This window comes from Streptomyces sp. NPDC056734 (assembly GCF_042790455.1).
Taxonomy (GTDB): Bacteria; Actinomycetota; Actinomycetes; order Streptomycetales; family Streptomycetaceae; genus Streptomyces.
Window position 1 is genome coordinate 100,522 of record NZ_JBHTZD010000005.1, and the last position, 17,799, is coordinate 118,320.

The following is a 17,799-nucleotide window of genomic DNA, read 5'->3' on the forward strand; positions in this document are numbered from 1 at the left end:
CATCAAGTCACATCATCGTGCTGTGCATGTACCTGACGGATTCATCAACGCCCCCACCTCCGCGGTGGCGGGCGTCGTCGCGGCGGGCGCCGTCGCGGTGAGCCTGCGCGGCGCGCGCCGCGAGTTGGACGAGCGGACCGCGCCCCTGGCGGGACTCGTCGCGGCGTTCATCTTCGCCGTGCAGATGCTGAACTTCCCGGTCGCGGCCGGGACCAGCGGGCATCTGCTGGGCGGGGCGCTGGCCGCGATCCTGGTCGGGCCCTATACCGGCATGCTCTGTATCTCCGTCGTACTGCTGATGCAGGGCGTGCTGTTCGCGGACGGCGGGCTGACCGCGCTCGGCGTGAACATCGTGGACATGTCGATCGTGGGCGTCGTGGTCGCGTACGTCGTCTTCCGCGCCCTGGTCAAGGTGCTGCCCCGGCGGCCCTCCAGCGTGACCGCCGCGTCCTTCGTGTCCGCGCTGGTGTCGGTCCCGGCGGCGGCGCTGGCGTTCGTCGGGTTCTTCGCGATCGGCGGGACCACGGACGTCCCGCTGGGCACGGTCACGGCGGCCATGGGCGGGGTGCATGTCCTGATCGGCATCGGCGAGGCGGTGATCACCGCGCTGACGGTCGGCGCCGTCATCGCCGTACGGCCGGATCTGGTCTACGGCGCCCGGGATCTGCGCCGCCCGCTGAAACTGCGGGTCGGCGGGGAACTGGTCGACGTGCCCGCCGCCGAACCCGTACCCGCCGCCGCGCCGCGCGCCTCGCGCCGGTCGCTGTGGATCGGGGGTCTGGTCACCTCCGTGGTCCTGGCCGGATTCGTCAGCTTCTACGCGTCGGCCAACCCGGACGGGCTGGAGCGGGTCGCCGAGGACAAGGGGTTCGCCGACTCCGCCGAGGAGCACGCCAACGCCGATTCACCGCTCGCCGACTACGGCATCCAGAACATCGACAACGCCCGGCTGTCCGGCGGGCTCGCGGGCGTGATCGGCGTCGGCGCGACGGTCGTCGCGGGCAGCGCGATCTTCTGGGCGGTGCGCCGACGCCGTACGGACGACTCCGCGCCGTCGGCCGCCCGCGCCGAGAGCGCCTGACGACGCCATGGGCGCCGGGCACGCGCACAGGCTCTACCGGCACGGGCACTCGCCCGTGCACCGGCTGCCCCCGCACACCAAGATCGCCGCCGTGTTCGCGTTCGTGGTGGTCGTGGTGTCCACCCCGCGCGCGGCGATGTGGGCGTTCGGGCTGTACGCGGTGCTGCTGGCGGTCGTCGCCGCCCTCGCGCGCGTACCGGCGGGATACCTGCTCAAACGGCTGCTGATCGAGGTGCCGTTCGTGGCGTTCGCCGTGCTGCTGCCGTTCGTGGCGCAGGGCGAGCGGACGGAGGTGCTGGGCATGTCGCTGAGCGTGAACGGCCTGTGGGGCGCCTGGAACGTGCTCGCCAAGGGCACCCTCGGCGTCGCCGCGTCCGTCCTGCTGGCCTCCACCACCGAACTGCGCGCCCTCCTGCTGGGCCTCCAGCGCCTGAAACTCCCGCCCCTTCTCGTCCAGATCGCGTCCTTCATGATCCGGTACGGCGATGTCATCACCGACGAGATGCGGCGCATGCGGATCGCCCGCGAGTCACGCGGTTTCGAGGCACGCGGCGTACGCCACTGGGGTGTGCTCGCGAAGTCGGCGGGCGCGCTGTTCATCCGCTCCTACGAACGCGGCGAGCGCGTCCATCTGGCCATGATCAGCCGGGGGTACGCGGGAAGCATGCCGGTGATCGACGAGGTGAGCGCGGACCGGGCGCAGTGGTCGTACGCGCTGGCCCTGCCCGTCGCCGCGCTCGTCGTGTGTCTGCTGGGATGGACCCTGTGAGCGACCCTGTGAGCGATCCTGCGATGGACCCCGTGACAGCGCCCGTACCAGCCCCCGTACCGGTCCCGGTGACAGCCCCGGTGAACCCTATGGCGGCGGCCTCGCTGGAGGTTTCCGGTCTCGCCTTCGCCTATCCCGACGGGCATCAGGCGCTGTTCGGCGTGGACTTCCGGATCGGGCGCGGCGAGCGGGTGGCGCTGCTCGGCCCGAACGGCGCCGGCAAGACGACCCTCGTCCTGCACCTCAACGGCATTCTGACCGGCGGCACGGGCACGGTGAAGGTCGCCGGGCTGTCCGTCGGGCGGGCGCACATGGCGGAGATCCGGCGCCGGGTAGGGATCGTCTTCCAGGATCCGGACGACCAGCTCTTCATGCCGAGTGTGCGCGAGGACGTGGCCTTCGGACCGGCGGCGGCCGGACTCAAGGGCGCGGAGCTGGAGGCGCGGGTGGAGCGGGCGCTCACCCAGGTCGGCATGGCGGAGTTCAAGGACCGTCCGCCGCACCACCTCTCCTTCGGCCAGCGGCGCCGGGTGGCCGTGGCGACCGTGCTGGCGATGGAGCCGGAGATCCTGGTCCTGGACGAGCCGTCCTCCAACCTCGACCCGGCCTCCCGCCGTGAACTGGCCGACATCCTGCGCTCGCTGGACGTGACGGTCCTGATGGTGACCCACGATCTGCCCTACGCCCTGGAGCTGTGCCCCCGCTCGCTCATCCTCGGCGAGGGCGTGATCGCGGCGGACGGCGGCACGCGCGAGCTGCTGTCGGACGAGGAGCTGATGCGGGCGCATCGGCTGGAGTTGCCGTACGGCTTCGACCCACGGTCGGTACCGGCGGCGAGGCGGGGCTGAAAGGCCCACGTCCACATGTGATGGCGCAGAGGAATCACAGGTGGTGGATGCGTGTTGCATCCATTGTCATGGGCGTGGGCTCGGAATGGGGTAGATCGTGAGTACGGACGTGGGAATACAGGGCACGGTCGCCGAGGGGTTCGAGCCGGTCCGGGACGCGTTCGTGAGGAACTTCGAGGTGCTCGGCGACCGGGGCGCGGCCGTCACCGTCTACCGCGACGGGCGCCGGGTCGTCGAGCTGTGGGGCGGCACCAAGGACATCGACGGTACGGCGCCCTGGGAGCGCGGCACGGCCCAGATCGTGCGCTCGGCGACGAAGGGAGTGGCCGCCGCCGTACTGCTCCTGCTGCATCAGCGCGGTGAGCTGGACCTGGAGGCGCCGGTCGGGCAGTGGTGGCCGGAGTACAAGGCGCGGGGCAAGGAGCGCACGGCGGTGTGGCATGTGCTGGCCCACCGGGCCGGGGTACCGGCGCTCGACCGGCCGCTGACCCCCGCGCAGGCGGCTGATCCGGCGCTGGGGGCGCGGGCGGTGGCGGCGCAGGCACCGGAGTGGGAGCCGGGCACCGACCACGGGTATCACGCGCACACCTACAGCTGGCTCACGGCGGAGCTGGTGCGCCGGGTGACCGGGCGGAGTGTCGGGGAGTGGATCGCGCGGGAGATCGCCGGGCCGGTCGGCGCGGACTTCTGGCTGGGGCTGCCGGACGCGGAGGCGGCGCGGGTGGGCCGGGTGGGCCGGGATGAGACCCCCGACGCGGGCCCCGGCGGGCTGCGCACCCGCCCCAAGAAGGCCGTCTCCGACGCCTACGCCGACCCCGCCTCCCTCACCCGCCGCGCCTTCGCCGCGATCACGCCCCTGCCCGACGAGAACGACCCCGGCTACCGCGCCGCCGCGCTGCCCGCGTCCAACGGGATCGCGACGGCGGACGGTCTGGCACGGATCTACGCCTCGCTGATCGGCGAAGTGGAGGGCAGGGCAGGCGGGGTACGGCTGTTCACGCCGGAGACGGTGGCGCTGGCGCGGGGTGAGCGGTCGGCGGGGCCGGACCGGGTGCTGGTGGTGGGCACGCGTTTCGGGCTCGGTTACATGCTGCACGGCAGCGCGTCCCCGCTGCTGTCCCCGGGTTCCTTCGGGCACCCCGGCCGGGGCGGCGCGCTGGGCTTCGCCGACCCGGAGTCGGGGATCGCGTTCGGCTATGTGACCAACGGGTTCCGCAAGAGCGTGACGGCGGATCCACGGGCGCAGGCGCTGGTACGGGCGGTGCGGGCGTCGCTGGGGTCCCAGGGTCCCCGAGGCAGCCGCTAGGGCGTGACGAACTCCGGCTGGTCCAGCACCCGCAGCCAGCTCCCGTCCGCCTGCCGCCGGACCACCTGCGCCCTGGCCCCCGCCCCGTCCCTCGGCGGGGTCGCGGTGAGCGCGAGGTCGCCGCTGATCAGAGTCGGCAGCGGGGGTTCCGGCTCGAAGCGGGGGTTGCCCGCGAGCACCTTCGCCCACAGCTCACGGATGGCGTCCCGTCCGACGGTCGTCTCCCCGGGCGGGTACGCCAGCACCGCGTCCTCCTCGTAGAGCGCGGCGACCCCGGCGGCGTCCCCGGCGTTGGAACGCTCGACGAACAGACGGGTGATGTCCTCGGGGCGCATGGCTTTCTCGTACTCGGCCACGATGTCTCCTCCTGAAACGGCGAGATACGGCGATATGTCTCGGCTCCTGATGGGGCGATACGTCCCAGCCTGGCCGGACCCACACCAGAAGTCCAACAGCTAGCCCTTCTCAGAACTAGAATCCACAGTCATGGAACTGAGACAGCTGGAGTACTTCGTGGCGGTCGCCGAGGAGCGGAACTTCACGCGGGCCGCCGAGCGGGTGCACATCAGCCAGTCCGGGGTCAGCGCCCAGATCCGCCAGTTGGAGCGGGAACTCGGCGCCGAGCTGTTCGACCGGTCGGCCCGCACCGCCACGCTCACGGTCGCCGGAAAGGCGGCCCTGGAGCACGCGCGGGCCGCGCTCGCCGCGTGCGGGGCGGTCGGGGAGGCCGTGGGGGAGGTGACCGGCCTGATCCGGGGCCGGGTGACGGTCGGGATGGTCATCGGCTGCACGATCACCCCGCTGTTCGACGCCCTCGCCGCGTTCCACCGGGCGCACCCCGGGGTGGAGATCTCCCTGCTGGAGGACAACTCGGACCGGCTGGCCGAGCAGGTCCGCGCGGGCACGCTGGACCTCGCGCTGATCGGAACGGCGAGGGCCACGCCCGAGGGCCTGGAGGCGCTGACGATCATCCGGGAACGCCTGGTGGTGGCGGCTCCCGCCGATCACCCCCTGACCGGCCGGCCACGGATCACCCTCGCCGAGGTCACCGCCCACCCGATCGTCTGCATGCCGCCCGGCACCGGCCTGCGCACGCTCTTCGACGACGCCTGCACGGCACAGGGCCTGCGCCCCACTCTCGCCCTCCAGGCCAGCGCGGCGGACGCCATCGCCGGGCTCGCGGTGCGCGGACTGGGCGTGGCGGTGCTCAGCGAGTCGATGGCGACGACGTACGGCGACCGGCTCACCGTACGCACGATCGAGGACGTGGAGACACCGGCGCTGCTGGCACTGGTGTGGCGGGGCGGCACGAACAACCCACCGCTGCGGCAGCTACTGGTCCACAGCCGGAAGGCGTTCGGCCCGCCTCGGACTTGACCCGGTGAACGGACCTCACGCGTGGATGGGCCCGGACGTCCGCCCCGAGTCGGCGTCGATCTCGCCGTGCGCCTTGGTGAGCAGTCGCATGGCGAGTTCGTTGAGGGCGCGGGCGCCCGCGATCTCCTCGCCGACGCGTGGCTGATTGGAGTCGACCTGGTGGCGGCTGGCCCGGCCGTGGGCACGTAGCTCGGTGCCGTCCGGCAGGCGGACCAGCGCCGCCGCCCTGGTGTGCTGGTCGTCCTCCATGAACTCCAGCTCGACATGCCATCCCACAGTGGTGTGCATCATGACGGTCACCTCCGGAAGACCTGCTTCCAGGGTGCTCCTCGCAGGCCGGGCCCGCACGCGCCCGGGAACGGCGGCCCCGGTCAGACGGCGTTCGCGGCCTCCTCGATCAGATCGGTCACCGGCCCCGGCTGCGAGGCCAGTGAAGCGTGGCTGGCGTCCAGCTCGATGGTCTTGTGGGGCTTCATCCGCTCGGCCATGCGGCGCTCGTTGTCCGGGTGGATCATGCGGTCGCTGGTGGAGATCTGGTACCAGGTGGGCTTGGTGCGCCAGGCCGGGTGGGAGATGGTGTCACCGAAGGTGGAGGCGAGGGGCGCCTTCTGGGTCACGCCCATGACCAGCCCTTCCTCGGCTGTCAGGTCCTGACAGAAGCTCTCGTGGAACTTGTCCTGCTTGACCCACAGGTAGCCGTCCGAGTCCGGGGCGAGGTTGTCGAAGGCGGCCGGGGGTTTCTCCTGGCTGATGCCGCCGGGACTCTCCCCGGCGTCCGGGGCGAACGCGGCGATGTAGACGAGCCCGGTGACATTGGGCAGGTCACCGGCCTCGGTGATGACCGCCCCACCGTAGGAGTGCCCGACCAGCACCACAGGCCCGTCGATCTGCCGGACCATCTTGCGGGTACGTTCGGCGTCCTCGGCGAGCGAGGTCAGCGGGACCTCGACGGCGTGCAGCGAGGTGAAGCGACGCCGGTGCAGCTCGGTGATGACCTTGGACCAGTGGGCGGCACCGCCCCAGAATCCGTGCACGAGGACGATTGCGGGCTTGTCAGCCATGGGGGATGTCCTTCCGGAGTCCGGATGCCGGTCGACGCGGCGGACGGCTCGGCCGGCACATCTGATTGGCCCCCCCAGCCGATACAGGCAGCTTTCAGCAGACCGCGCGCGACACCTCCGCGCAACTGGAGGCCGACACCGGTAGTGCGCGCTCAGGCTCTCCGTCGAACCAGTGCTCTGCCTCCTGCCCATCGCCCCATGGGCCCGCCACGGGGCGGTTCGTCACACCCGCAGCCCGACAGCCGATCGGTTCTCAGCCACAGTCGGCGCGAAAGGCTCAGCCAAGAGCCACCGACCAAGAGAAGGACGAATCCAGAAAGGAAGTGATCTCAGCCATATTCCAAACACAGCGAAATCACAGAAATAGCCGGATGCACCTTGAATCCCGTGCTCCTACGAAAAATTGGCACGCCGCATGCTGGCCGATTCACACCGACCCAATCAATATCCACAGGCGAACCCTTGATCGATCCAGCGCAAGCCTATTGAAATTAGGGGTCGCAAGGCAGTAGGAGTTGAGATGCACTGCGCCTCAAGCAGTGGTCACAACACGAGGACACCCAATGCACCAAAATCTGGCACTTTGCGCACCAGATACGCGAAGCCATACCGAAAAGGAACCGGCACCAGCAGCACAACCCGTCTGAGGTTTCCTCCAAAGGCAAGTCCACAAAGAAAGGGCTTCCCGATATGACCATCAAAAGACGACCGGGTTGCCCTTTCAGGTTCGGAACAACCTGACTTCAAAGGGAGAATCATGCGTCGCACTGTCGCGATACGCAGAGTTGCCGCCGGAGCATTGTTTGCCGCAGCCGTTCTGGCTACGAGTCCATACTCGGCCAGCGCAGACTCGACACCCGCTATCCAAATCGCCAGCACTGTGGATGTCGAGGGCCGGGCATACGCGGCAGCGCACCCCGACGAGATGCAGGCAATGGCCACATTGTGCGGCGCCTCCTACGATGTCATCATCCGCGGCGAGCGCCTACCGACAGATGAGACGCGTCTGGGTACACTCTGGGTCTATTCAGACTCGTCCGCGCCAAACAATGAGCAAAACACCTGCTCACTTTTTGACAACAACACTGTCGGCGCCAAATGGATGAAGCTTGAACTCTGTGACAACTTCACTACCACGCCCTGCGCCGTCGACGAGGGCACGTACAGTCAGTACGCTGGCCCAGTTTGGCAGGAACCTGGCGGCTGCGGCAAAGTGACCGCACTCATGAAAACCTCCTCCACTGCCAGCACCTATCTCATCAACCGTGTGATCAGCAACGTGACCAGTTGCGACTGAGGAAGAATCCGTGAGTTTTGGAGCCAAAGCTGTGCGCCGCCACTCGACGGCGCACAGCGCCCGGCTGACGTCCGTACTCGGTGCTGCCTTACTGTGCACCCTTATCACGTCCTGCGGTGGTGACACCGGAGGTACCGACATGGGACCAAATCCGGTGTCGGCGACGGCAGAGCGGACACCGCCCGAGCCATCGCCGTCCGAACTCGTGGCGTCCGTCGGTTCGGGCGGCGAGGACGAAACCGCTCAGGAGGAGGCGCTCCGTGAGCGGGCGGCGGAAGCCCCGGTCGGAGACCCTGTCGCGCCCCAGCCGTACGATCCAGACGACAAAGAATTCCAGGACCCTTTCATCGCGAAGGGCGATGTGACTGTTTATCTCCCCACTGCCACGGACCTAGGGCTGATCGTTCCAGTCGCAATCCGAAATCAAGGAACGGAAACGTCCTTCTACGATGTCCTGCTGAACGTTACCGGCCCCGGCGGATTCGACGTCACCCTAAGTATTGAGATCAAGGGTGCCGGCCTCACCCCCAATGCAACCTGGCCCACCGAACTCACCGCCGCCGACCCCGGAAAGCCTGTTCCTGCCGAGCCGGATATCACCATCGTGAAGATTGACAAGCAACCGAACGGCACCGAATGATTCTCGGCCTGAACAGCGTCCACTTCCAACGCTTTCTGCCTGCATGCGCGTTCGGCCGATTGGGTCACGATCAGTCAACACGCTTGCCCACTGCGGCGGAGAATTCCTGACTAACGGGTCGATGCGCAAGATATGAACATCTGGCCTTCTTTGGGCCCTCGTTAGGAAGAACCAATCAGAATCTCAAAACCGAAGGGTTGACGCCGTAATGGCTGACGAATTGGTACTCCAGGCCCAGAAGTGGGTCAACGCCACTTACAGGAACGTTTCCGGCTACAACCTTGTCGCGGAAGATGGCAAGACTGGCTGGAATACCATGTACTCCCTCACCCGCGCACTACAACACGAACTCGGCATTGTGGCACTATCCAATGCATTCGGCCCAACGACACTTTCGATGCTGCAGGCCAAGGGTGCTATCAAGGTCGGCGAATCCAACGAAAATATCGTTAAAATTATCCAGAGTGGAATGTACTGCAAGGGCTATAGCGCGGGCGCTATCGATGGGCAGATGTCCCAGGCGACTCAGACTGGCATCAACACAATGATGCAACACATCGGACTTGCCTCAACCTATCTCGACGGTACTGTACGCCCAAAAATATTCAAGGCCCTACTCACCATGGACGCCTATATATTCCTATCTGGCGGATTGGAACAAATCCGTTTCATGCAACAATGGCTCAACGGCCGCTATTTTGATAAGTCAACATACTATATCGGTCCCTGTGATGGATTTTTCTCCCGGGACGTCCAACAGTCACTGATGAAGGCTATCCAGTATGAATCAGGCATCCCTGAGGACCAGGCTAATGGCGTCTTCGGCCCTGGCACCATAGCCGGCCTGAAAGCCCACACACTTTCAGAAGGCGACAGTGGCACTTGGGTACAGCTCTTCACAGGTGCGTGCGTCGCGAATGGACCCTCCAATACAAGTGGTGACATTGCCACCTTCAGCAATATATTCGACGCAGACCTCACGGACTGGGTCGAGAAGTTCCAGAGCTTCTCTGCGATCAGCCAGACTGGCAAGGCCGACTTCGACACCTGGGCACAGTTGCTCGTTTCCTACGGAAATCCTGATCGAGATGTCAATGCCTGTGACACTCGCTACACCATCACCGCCTCGCGGGCAGCAGCCCTTCGCGATGAAGGATATTGCGCCGTGGGCCGTTACCTAGATGAACCAGCTGGAGGCAATCTAAACAAGGAAATACAGCCGGGTGAACTGGATGCCATTTTCTCCGCTGGGCTGAGCGTCATACCTATCTGGCAGTACGACGCTACTGCTCTCGCAGACTTCAAATACAGCAATGGCTACCTTCATGGCAGCCTGGCACACGGCCGAGCCGAGGGATACGGATTTAATAGAAGTACGGTCATTTACTTCGCGGTCGACTATGACGCCACCTCAGCGGATATGGACCACATCATCGACTACTTCTCCGGGGTGAATGACGCACTCAAGAGCAATGGCAGCAAGTATCTGGCCGGCGTTTATGGGTCGCGAAATGTGTGCGCCAGCGTTTCCGGAGGTACCTACGTTCCCTACGCGTATGTCTCCGGCATGTCCTACGCCTTCTCTGGCAACCTCGGATTCCCGTTGCCCCAGAATTGGACGTTCAACCAAATCAAAGAGTTCGACTTTGTCAACGGTTCCGATACCTTTGGTTTGGACCGGGTGGCGCACCGCCCAGGCTCCGACTTCGGGCAGACGTCGGTCAATGACTCAAGTAGTTCACCAGTTGAAGAGTTCATGGCCTACGTTCAAATGGTATATGACGCCGCGGTCTCCTACGGAACGGGCGATCCGAACGAGCTCTCGTTGCAGTTCATGCGCTGGGATAAATACACCGATGCCCGGTGGAGGGCACTGTATGGTGAAGTCGACGACGCATTCATCAGCTACGCCTCTGGCCGGGGGATCAGCCGGTCGAGGGATCACGCGTATACCGACCCGTCGATGGGTGTCATCATCAATCCCGACCACCTTGCTGCAAGCGCCAGTGGCTATTTCCTCAAGGGTAACACTGAAGTTGGAAAGGCAAATCGCGCCGAATTGGCGAGCTGGGGCGGAGATTTGCTCACATTTTACGGCGAATGGAGTCGCTCGGACAACGCGTCGCCGCTGGACTTCTGCCGCAAAACACTGTGCAGGCCCGATGTTGCATCAACTTTCGCGCTGAGCGACCTCATCGAGGATATTGATGGATTCCTGGTCGCCGAGCGCCTGAAAAGCGGCAATACGAATATCGTCGAGGAACTGAATGAAATCTTACTCGGAGCAGGTCACCTGACGCGTTTCAGCGACTTCAAGCTCTACAAGTTCGGCGGCACATCAAGCAAGGTTGAGGAGACGGCGAAGGCGTTTCTCGAGGACCAGTTGGATGACACCCTGCTGTCTGCCACCCGTTCACTTCTCCCCCAGAGGAACTGCCCAGTGGGCAAGGAACCATGGAACGAGTCCGACTCTGTGATGAGTGAGTTCTACGCAGGTTTCGCTGAGACACTACAAAATCTCGTCGATCAACAGGTGGGCTGAGCAGAGTTTCCTTGCCACGCCAGAAGGCGGAAAAGGTAGGTTTCACATGCTCTTGATGAGCGCGCTGCTAATTGTGAGTGTGTTCACCGCAGCAGTGAGCATCATAGTAGTCCTCATACTGCTGAGCCACCCGCCTCTCCCTCAGTCCAGACTCTACGCGCTTATCGCCCTGATCCTGGCTTCTTTGGCAGTGGCGGTGTACTGCTACGGCTGGTTCTCCATCACTATGGGGGGGCCTTTTCCTGAACTGTGTACGAGCGAGAACGTCGTCGGTTCCAAGTTGGCAGCCATCAAGCAACAATACTGGCCCCTTCGAAGTGCCTGTGTGTACTCCGACGGATCAACCGTGGAGTACGTCTCGATGTCAATCAACGTATTCGTGTCCCTGATGGCGATTTCCGCCCTCGTCTCAACCGGCACCTCTATATATCTGCGCATGCGACTCAGACGGCCCACTGGAGTGATCTCGTGAACACTGATTTCTCGCGCCGCACACTACTCAAGGGATTTACTGCTGTCACCCTCGGAACAGCATTGCTTGCCGCCGGGGAAAATCTTCTCAATCCTGCCGCTGCCCAAGCTGCTGACGCCTCGTGGAACGATCCTACCTCGGCAAACGGCTGGGATTCTCTCACTGAGCGCTCATCAGGCACTGCTACCTACGATATCCCGGGAACGAATCTTGAGGTAATCCTGCGAGAAGGAGAAGTGGGGGTTGTCTTAGCCTATGTGGCACAACGCTTCCACTATGACGTCACCCAGCTTGAAGTAAATCGTGGACAGATCATTGGATACAGCAATGATCTTCAGATAAAGGCAGACTTCGAATCCAATCATCTTTCGGGTACTGCGTTGGCACTGTATCCAGATAGCTATCCGATCGGAGTCAAGGGTAATCTCTTCCCTTATCAGGTCACGGCGATCCGGGATATCCTCGCTGAGCTTCAGGGTGTCGTGAAGTGGGGTGGCGACATGGAATCGGCCAAGGAATCGACTTTCTTCATCGATGTCTCACCGGGTTCGACGAAGCTTTCATTGGTTGCAGAGACCCTCGAACAATGGAAACTCACTCCCGGCAAGGGAGCCGGGACTCAGAACGTCGAAGACCCCGAACGCATCGCCGCTGCGAAGAAACTCGCTAGCAGGCAGGCTGCCTGATACCTCGTCCAGGCCTAACATCGACCGCGCCAAGCTCACAGCATTGCTCGCAAGAATCCCAGCCGCGCCTGGAAACGTCGGTCGAGTAGTAGTGGTCTCTCTGGGCCCGCTTGGCTACCGCTCGCAGTACTGATCGCCGCGGACAGAGACCGTCCAGCGCGCTGGCGTGTGCCGAAGCCACCTCGGGAACGGAGACTCCCGGGCGGGAACGTTCCTGGAGGCAAAAGGAATCCAGCCCAAGGTCGCGCAGAGTACGCCCGATATCGAGACGTGTAGCGGCGTCGATGAAACGCTTCCCTTACAAGTGAACGAAATCAGCGGTGTGAAACCTGCGCCAATAGTGGGCCAACGACGGCGTGTGTACGCCTCCATGACGCCCCACCGCCACTCACCAGAGAGCAGTTCAGACGGCACGTGTCTCCGGCCCGCGAGGCCTCTTGGTACCACCTGTTCGCCACGCACACTCACCCCGAACGCAACATCAACCCGATCCCCACCACCAGCACCCCCGCCGCCGCCACCCGGGCCACCCCGAACCGCTCCTTGAACACCACGGCCCCGATGGCGGCCCCCACGATGATCGAGGATTCCCGCAGCGCGGCGACGGGCGCGAGGTCGGCCTGGGTCTGGGCCCACAGCACCAGGGCGTAGGCGGCCACGGACATAGCGGCGCCGAGCAGCCCGAGCCCCGCGTAGGGACGTAGCCGCGCGACGGTCTCCCCCCGCCACCGATAGACCGCGTAGGCGGGGAGGAAGCCCCCTTGGATCACCATCAGCCAGCCGATGTAGCCGAGCGGCGCATCGGCGGCGCGCACCCCGAGCCCGTCGACCACGGTGTACGCGGCGATGGTCAGCCCGGTGCCCAGCGCGGCCCCGATGGCGGGCCAGTTGGGGCGGCGTCCGCGCAGCCCCCACAGCGCGACCCCGGTCAGCCCGGCGCAGGACAGGGCGATCCCGGCGGCGGCCCAGGCGTCGGGCACCTCGTGGGCGAAGAGCGCGGCGAAGAGGGTGACCAGCAGGGGCGCGGTGCCCCGGGCGATCGGGTAGGTCTGGCCGAAGTCACCGAGCCGGAAGGACCTCATCAGCAGGGCGTAGTACCCGACATGGATGGCGCCGGAGACGAAGAGGTACGGCCAGGCCCCGGCCGCCGGAAAGGCGGCGAAGGGCACGAGCACGAGCCCGATGAGCACTCCGCCGCCGGATATCAGCGCGAACCCGACGAGCTTGTCGGTGATGCGGTGGGCGATGGCGTTCCACCCGGCGTGGGTGACCGCCGCCGCGAGGACGGCGGTGGCGACCAGCGGGGTCACGCGTGGTGCTCACGCACGTCCACGACGGTCGCGCCCGCGTGGGCGATGAGTTCCCCGGGCTCCATGGGGAACACGGTGTGCGGATCACCGGCCGCCGCCCACACCACGTCGTGCGCGAGCAGCGACCGGTCGGCCAGCACACGGGTCTTCGTACGGTGCCCGAAGGGCGGGACGCCGCCGATGGCGTACCCGGTGGTCTCCCGTACGACATCGGCCTTGGCGCGTGTGACCCGTACGGCGCCGAGTTCGTCGCGCACCCGCTCCACGTCCACCCGCGAGGCCCCGTCCATCAGCACCAGTACGGGCACGCCGTCCGCCGCGAAGATGAGGGACTTGCAGATCTGGCTCAGCTCGCAGCCGATCGCGTCGGCGGCCTCGGCGGCGGTACGGGTGGCGTCCGGGAAGCGCCGGACGCGGCCGTTCAGCTCGGCGAGCCCCAGCGCTGCGAGGGCCTCGGCGAAACGGGGATGGGCGGCGGAGGCGGAAGAGGTCATGGGCGGCACGCTAACGCCGTGTGCACGGTACAGGCGACCACGTTACTGATCCGCCCCCGCTCTTCCCCAGGCACACCGGGTGCTGGAAGATCACCCCATGACTAGCCAACAGAGCCCGGCCGCACGCTACTTGGCGGCATTACGCGAGCGGCTGGAGGCGGACGGCTGCGTGATCTCCTCGACGCACTGGTACGGCCATGAGGTGCTGGTGGGCAGCCGGTCGGACCGCAAGGCGCGCTGGTTCGGCACGTCGGTGCGGTTGTTCGTGTACGCCGCCGCCGTACCCGGCGTGGACCAGGCCGCGCTCTCCGAGTTCACCGGCTGGGCCCTGACCGGCGCCAAGAGCCGGCGCGGCGGCATCCCGGGCGCGCGCAACGCGGCGATGGTGCTGCCCGCGCTGATCAGCGCGGATGTCCAGCCGACGGCCGCGCAGTGGGCCGCGCGCGACGCCCGCGTCCTGGACTCGACGGTGGTGGGCCGCCCCATCACGGTCACCGCGACACCGGACGGCCTGCGGACGACCATGTACCGGGGCGGGGTGGTGTGGGGCGGCATGTTCACCAGTCATGTACTCCAGAAGGCGGCGCTTTACTTCCCTTGACGCCGGGGTTCAGGTCTCCAGGTCGTCGTCGAAGGGCGGCGGCGGGACATCGGTCCAACTCTGTTCCACGGTCGTGGTGTACGCGGTGACGGCGCCCTTGTCCCAGCCGTCGAAGGCGCGTGTGGTGGCGGTCAGGGTGCCGAGGAGGGCGCCGGTCGACGGGTCCAGGACCAGCCGCAGTTCGGCATGCCCGTCGTCGAAGGGCACGGCCACGCCCTGCCCCGCGCGCCCCGACCGGTCCTGGACGACGCCCAGGTCCCGTACGCCCGGCTCCTGCGACAGCAACCGGTAGACGGCGGCGCGCAGGTCGGCGTCGGCGGGCAGGCGGACGGCGATCTCGACGGCCTGCCGTACGACGATCCCGCGCAGATCGTCATCGGCGGCGTTCAACTTCGCCCTGGCCAGCTCCGCCAGCCGCTCCCGCAGAGCGTCCGGCTCGGTCGGCAGCCCGTCGAGCTGATCGGTCTCCAGCCCGCCGATGGGCATGATGTCGACGCCTCCACCAGGGGCGTCCTGCTGCACCACCCCACCGCTCTCCTGCCGGACGACCCCGCCGCCGCCCTCCTCCGGCAGCGTCCATTGTGTGGGGGAACCGGCGGCCTTCCAGGCCCGTTCGTCGGCGTCGGAGGCGGGTCCCGTCCCGTTGTCCATGCTCTGCGACCACCGCAGGTCCGCGCCCTCGGCGAGCCACTGCCGCGAGGTCTGCCGCCGGTCGACGACATAGCCCCCGGAGACCTGGTGCAAGGTGCCGGTCTGCTCTTCCTGGTACCAGTAGTCACCCGTGGCCTCCACCTTCTCGGCGGCGGCGAGCAGATAGTCCCGCCCCGAGGCGGTGTCGTCCGGCGTCCCGGACCCACCACCCCCGCCCTGTACGAGGGTCAGTGTGACCGCGACGGCGGCGGCCACCGGTACGGCGTCCAGCCCCACCGTGACCGCACCGGCCGCCACGACGTCCGGGGCCTCGCCACGCCGCCGTCCTGCCGTACGGCGGCAACGAGTTCCCGCGCCCGGGTGGCGGAGTCGGCGCGGCCCCCGTGGTCGAGCGCCTCCACCACGAACGACTCCCGTCTGACCTCGGCCCGTACGGTGTCGCGCAGCACGCTCCTGGCGACCCCGAGCAGCCAGGGCAACGGCGGGTCGGGTACGTCGGCCCAGCGCCACCAGGCAACGGCGAAGGTCTCGCTCACCACCTCGTCGGCGACCTGCCGCCCGGCCCGGCTGACCACATGGGCCCAGACCCGCGCCCGGCAGTCGTCATACATCGCGGTGAAGCGGCTCTCCTCATCGGCCACCGCCGCACCTCCGTCTTCTCCGGTGTTCTCTGCCATGGAGAAGTGGTGCGACGGGGGCGATCGTTACAGGCGAACCGGTGGATTCCCATGACGCTCATGGTTTCGAGCCGTCAAGTGGGGTGCGAAGTACCTGGGTGTCCGGAAGAGACCCTCCACTCGCGAGGGTGACCAGCTCGGCGCCGCGGGGCCGGTCGTTGGCGACCGGTGCCAGGCACGCGGCGATGATCTCCTCGAAGAGGGGGAAGGGCCACGGCCGGGCGTCATCGAACTGGAGACGCTTGCCGTCGGCGATGGCGTGGAGCTTTTCCGTTCGCGGGGTGTCATCGGCGTAGGGGACGGGGCGTTGTCCGGTCCAGCACCAGAACAGGGAGGCGCCCAGTCCCCAGATGTCGGCCGGTGGCCGGGCCTGGATGTGGGTGTCGGCGGGCGTGGTCAGGATGGCGTCGGCGATCTCCGGGGCGGTGGTGTGGGTCAGTGCGCCCCGGTACGGAAGCCGACCCGCCGTCTCGGGCCCGCACGACAAGGCGAAGTCGAAGAGGGCGGCGCCGCCGCCGGAGGTGACGAGGGTGTTGGTGGGCTGCACGTCGGCGTGGGCCCAGCCGACGGAGTGCAGCCGTTCGAGCTGCCCAGCCCAGCTGCGGGCGACGCTAAGGAGCCACGCCCGTACCGAGGGCCCGTCGCCCTCAAGGCCGCGGGCCACGGCCATGGCGGTCCACAACGGGGATCCCTCGATCCAGCGGACCGCCAGCCACTGGCCGCCCTCCCACGCTCCGGCGTCAACCCGGTACCCGGGGCCAAGGGCGCCCGCGTCGATGAGGGCAAGTAGGTGTCGGTCCTCCTGGGCCAGCTCCGCCGCTTTGTCGCGTCCGAGCGCAGCGTCGGGGTTGTTGGCCTTCAGCACCGCGATGCCCCGGGCTCCGCTCACCTTCCACGCGCGGGAGCCTCGCCGGTCACTGAGCGGTTCGCAGGTGACCGGGCCCCACCTCTGCTCCAGAGCCGCTACTGCCTCGGGGGGAGGTGCTGCGCCCATCGTTTGATGTCCTCAAGCCGTCAGGCAAGGCTCGAAGTACCCCGGCGTCCGGAACAGACCCGTGAAGGTTCCGGGGCCGTGCCGTTCGTCCAGCCACGCCCCCAGTCTCGTCACGTCCCCGCTGATGATGGCCGCGAGGAGGCGCGTGTGGCACTCGTGCTCTTCCCCGGGGGCGAATTCCTCAAGGAAGTGCGTGTACCGACGGTTGACGCCCTTCTCGTAGCCGAGGAGGGCCGCCGCGTATCGCGTCTGCTCTTCGCCTTGCGGTACGTTCACCACGCGCCCGGCGTCCTCCTCCGTCAGCGTTCCCGTCACGTCCCGGAATGCGAGTGCGCCGAGAACGTCTGAAGGTTCCGTCAATGCGAAGTGTTCTGCCGCCTGCCAGGTGATGAACCGCGCCTCTTTGTCGCACGCGCCTTCCATGACGATTCCGATGTTCCGGGTGTGGTGGCTTCCTCGCTTGTCGGCAGCCGAGTAGGGCTGTCCGTTCGTGCGGCGGTAGTTGATTCCGTACTGAGTCCGGACGGGCACACCTGCCACGTCCACGTACCGCCGACGCGATCCGTAGTGAAGGCAGTCATGCGCATACGCGCGCAGCAGGTCGAGAAGGACAAGCGGCGCGGGGGGCTCAGGAATTCGGCGGCCCATGGGCCCGAACAGGGTGATGACGGCCGCCATTTGAAGGTGCCGGTATCCCTGGTCCGGGTGGTGGAAACCGCCGAAGGCCCCGGCACGTGAGGATGCACAGCCGACCAGTACCCGCTCAAGCGGCAACATCCTCGCCAGCCCGTACCCGGCGTACCGATGGCCTGCGATGTCGACACCGGCGCGGAAGAGCGTGGTGTCGATTCCGTTCGCTTCCCACCCGCTGAGCAGGTCCGAGAGCGGCCGGAACACGTGGGCGGGGTGCTTGCCCGTGAGCGACGACGGGTCGGCTCGCAGGGCCGCAAGTGCCGCCCTTGCCCGAGCACCGGTCACGGACTCGTTCGGGGC

General features: G+C 66.7%; 20 protein-coding genes. 11 read left to right on the forward strand and 9 right to left on the reverse strand.

Annotation, left to right across the window (positions count from 1 at the left end; genetic code table 11):
- Positions 1-22: 22 nt before the first annotated feature.
- The 4 genes from ACFRFC_RS08880 (at position 23) to ACFRFC_RS08895 (ending at position 4,004) form a co-directional block, all read left to right on the forward strand.
- Entirely contained in the window at positions 23-1,081 is a 1,059-nt protein-coding gene (locus ACFRFC_RS08880) for an energy-coupling factor ABC transporter permease (protein WP_382689724.1), read from the forward strand.
- Positions 1,082-1,088: 7 nt separating this feature from the next.
- A complete protein-coding gene (cbiQ, locus tag ACFRFC_RS08885; protein WP_382689726.1) occupies positions 1,089-1,850 on the forward strand; it encodes a cobalt ECF transporter T component CbiQ in 762 nt (253 codons plus the stop codon).
- A gap of 89 nt (positions 1,851-1,939) precedes the next feature.
- Positions 1,940-2,698, forward strand: coding sequence for an energy-coupling factor ABC transporter ATP-binding protein (locus ACFRFC_RS08890; RefSeq protein ID WP_382689728.1), 759 nt, complete (start codon positions 1,940-1,942; stop codon positions 2,696-2,698).
- Between the two features lie 97 nt (positions 2,699-2,795).
- On the forward strand, positions 2,796-4,004 hold the full coding sequence (locus tag ACFRFC_RS08895) for a serine hydrolase domain-containing protein (RefSeq protein WP_382689730.1): 1,209 nt from the start codon (positions 2,796-2,798) through the stop codon (positions 4,002-4,004).
- Here ACFRFC_RS08895 and ACFRFC_RS08900 read toward each other — a convergent pair.
- On the reverse strand, positions 4,001-4,360 hold the full coding sequence (locus ACFRFC_RS08900) for a YybH family protein (RefSeq protein WP_382689732.1): 360 nt from the start codon (positions 4,358-4,360) through the stop codon (positions 4,001-4,003). The two genes, ACFRFC_RS08895 and ACFRFC_RS08900, sit on opposite strands and share 4 nt — an antisense overlap.
- A gap of 130 nt (positions 4,361-4,490) precedes the next feature.
- Here ACFRFC_RS08900 and ACFRFC_RS08905 point away from each other — a divergent pair, with 130 nt between their 5' ends.
- Positions 4,491-5,381 carry a LysR family transcriptional regulator gene (locus ACFRFC_RS08905; RefSeq protein WP_382689734.1) on the forward strand — a complete coding sequence of 297 codons (891 nt, stop codon included), beginning with the start codon at positions 4,491-4,493 and terminating at the stop codon, positions 5,379-5,381.
- A gap of 15 nt (positions 5,382-5,396) precedes the next feature.
- Here ACFRFC_RS08905 and ACFRFC_RS08910 read toward each other — a convergent pair whose 3' ends face one another.
- Complete coding sequence (locus tag ACFRFC_RS08910) at positions 5,397-5,672, reverse strand: DUF1876 domain-containing protein (RefSeq protein WP_382689735.1); 276 nt, start codon at positions 5,670-5,672, stop codon at positions 5,397-5,399.
- A gap of 80 nt (positions 5,673-5,752) precedes the next feature.
- Entirely contained in the window at positions 5,753-6,442 is a 690-nt protein-coding gene (locus ACFRFC_RS08915; RefSeq protein WP_382689737.1) for an alpha/beta hydrolase, read from the reverse strand.
- Between the two features lie 757 nt (positions 6,443-7,199).
- Here ACFRFC_RS08915 and ACFRFC_RS08920 point away from each other — a divergent pair.
- The 5 genes from ACFRFC_RS08920 (at position 7,200) to ACFRFC_RS08940 (ending at position 12,079) form a co-directional block, all read left to right on the forward strand.
- Positions 7,200-7,739: a hypothetical protein gene (locus ACFRFC_RS08920; protein WP_382689739.1), complete on the forward strand. Its 540-nt coding sequence runs from the start codon at positions 7,200-7,202 to the stop codon at positions 7,737-7,739.
- A gap of 10 nt (positions 7,740-7,749) precedes the next feature.
- On the forward strand, positions 7,750-8,379 hold the full coding sequence (locus ACFRFC_RS08925) for a hypothetical protein (protein WP_382689741.1): 630 nt from the start codon (positions 7,750-7,752) through the stop codon (positions 8,377-8,379).
- A gap of 208 nt (positions 8,380-8,587) precedes the next feature.
- A complete protein-coding gene (locus tag ACFRFC_RS08930) occupies positions 8,588-10,921 on the forward strand; it encodes a glycoside hydrolase domain-containing protein (RefSeq protein ID WP_382689743.1) in 2,334 nt (777 codons plus the stop codon).
- Positions 10,922-10,967: 46 nt separating this feature from the next.
- Positions 10,968-11,393: a hypothetical protein gene (locus ACFRFC_RS08935; RefSeq protein WP_382689745.1), complete on the forward strand. Its 426-nt coding sequence runs from the start codon at positions 10,968-10,970 to the stop codon at positions 11,391-11,393.
- Positions 11,390-12,079 carry a hypothetical protein gene (locus ACFRFC_RS08940; RefSeq protein WP_382689747.1) on the forward strand — a complete coding sequence of 230 codons (690 nt, stop codon included), beginning with the start codon at positions 11,390-11,392 and terminating at the stop codon, positions 12,077-12,079. Before ACFRFC_RS08935 ends, ACFRFC_RS08940 begins: the two co-directional genes overlap by 4 nt.
- Positions 12,080-12,543: 464 nt before the next feature.
- On the opposite strand, the gene ACFRFC_RS08945 is transcribed toward ACFRFC_RS08940, so the two are convergent.
- Positions 12,544-13,389: an EamA family transporter gene (locus ACFRFC_RS08945; RefSeq protein ID WP_382689749.1), complete on the reverse strand. Its 846-nt coding sequence runs from the start codon at positions 13,387-13,389 to the stop codon at positions 12,544-12,546.
- Positions 13,386-13,883 (reverse strand): YbaK/EbsC family protein, encoded by a 498-nt coding sequence (locus ACFRFC_RS08950; RefSeq protein ID WP_382689751.1) that lies wholly within the window; start codon positions 13,881-13,883, stop codon positions 13,386-13,388. The genes ACFRFC_RS08945 and ACFRFC_RS08950 overlap by 4 nt, the downstream gene beginning before the upstream one ends.
- A 97-nt stretch (positions 13,884-13,980) precedes the next feature.
- Here ACFRFC_RS08950 and ACFRFC_RS08955 point away from each other — a divergent pair, with 97 nt between their 5' ends.
- A complete protein-coding gene (locus ACFRFC_RS08955) occupies positions 13,981-14,484 on the forward strand; it encodes a hypothetical protein (RefSeq protein WP_382689753.1) in 504 nt (167 codons plus the stop codon).
- A gap of 9 nt (positions 14,485-14,493) precedes the next feature.
- On the opposite strand, the gene ACFRFC_RS08960 is transcribed toward ACFRFC_RS08955, so the two are convergent.
- The 4 genes from ACFRFC_RS08960 to ACFRFC_RS08975 all read right to left on the reverse strand — a co-directional run bounded on the left by ACFRFC_RS08960 (position 14,494) and on the right by ACFRFC_RS08975 (position 17,703).
- Entirely contained in the window at positions 14,494-15,432 is a 939-nt protein-coding gene (locus ACFRFC_RS08960; protein ID WP_382689755.1) for a CU044_5270 family protein, read from the reverse strand.
- Positions 15,363-15,812, reverse strand: coding sequence for an RNA polymerase sigma factor (locus ACFRFC_RS08965; protein WP_382689757.1), 450 nt, complete (start codon positions 15,810-15,812; stop codon positions 15,363-15,365). Before ACFRFC_RS08965 ends, ACFRFC_RS08960 begins: the two co-directional genes overlap by 70 nt.
- A gap of 58 nt (positions 15,813-15,870) precedes the next feature.
- Positions 15,871-16,701 carry a hypothetical protein gene (locus ACFRFC_RS08970; protein WP_382689759.1) on the reverse strand — a complete coding sequence of 277 codons (831 nt, stop codon included), beginning with the start codon at positions 16,699-16,701 and terminating at the stop codon, positions 15,871-15,873.
- A gap of 117 nt (positions 16,702-16,818) precedes the next feature.
- Positions 16,819-17,703, reverse strand: a complete 885-nt coding sequence (locus tag ACFRFC_RS08975) for a hypothetical protein (protein ID WP_382689761.1) — start codon at positions 17,701-17,703, stop codon at positions 16,819-16,821.
- Positions 17,704-17,799 lie beyond the last annotated feature (96 nt).

Coding starts and splice junctions, on each gene's coding strand:
- cbiQ (WP_382689726.1), top strand. CDS start 1,089: ATGGGCGCCGGGCACGCGCACAGGCTCTACCGGCACGGGCACTCGCCC.
- ACFRFC_RS08890 (WP_382689728.1), top strand. CDS start 1,940: ATGGCGGCGGCCTCGCTGGAGGTTTCCGGTCTCGCCTTCGCCTATCCC.
- ACFRFC_RS08905 (WP_382689734.1), top strand. CDS start 4,491: ATGGAACTGAGACAGCTGGAGTACTTCGTGGCGGTCGCCGAGGAGCGG.
- ACFRFC_RS08910 (WP_382689735.1), bottom strand. CDS start 5,672: ATGATGCACACCACTGTGGGATGGCATGTCGAGCTGGAGTTCATGGAG.
- ACFRFC_RS08915 (WP_382689737.1), bottom strand. CDS start 6,442: ATGGCTGACAAGCCCGCAATCGTCCTCGTGCACGGATTCTGGGGCGGT.
- ACFRFC_RS08920 (WP_382689739.1), top strand. CDS start 7,200: ATGCGTCGCACTGTCGCGATACGCAGAGTTGCCGCCGGAGCATTGTTT.
- ACFRFC_RS08930 (WP_382689743.1), top strand. CDS start 8,588: ATGGCTGACGAATTGGTACTCCAGGCCCAGAAGTGGGTCAACGCCACT.
- ACFRFC_RS08935 (WP_382689745.1), top strand. CDS start 10,968: ATGCTCTTGATGAGCGCGCTGCTAATTGTGAGTGTGTTCACCGCAGCA.
- ACFRFC_RS08950 (WP_382689751.1), bottom strand. CDS start 13,883: ATGACCTCTTCCGCCTCCGCCGCCCATCCCCGTTTCGCCGAGGCCCTC.
- ACFRFC_RS08955 (WP_382689753.1), top strand. CDS start 13,981: ATGACTAGCCAACAGAGCCCGGCCGCACGCTACTTGGCGGCATTACGC.
- ACFRFC_RS08965 (WP_382689757.1), bottom strand. CDS start 15,812: ATGGCAGAGAACACCGGAGAAGACGGAGGTGCGGCGGTGGCCGATGAG.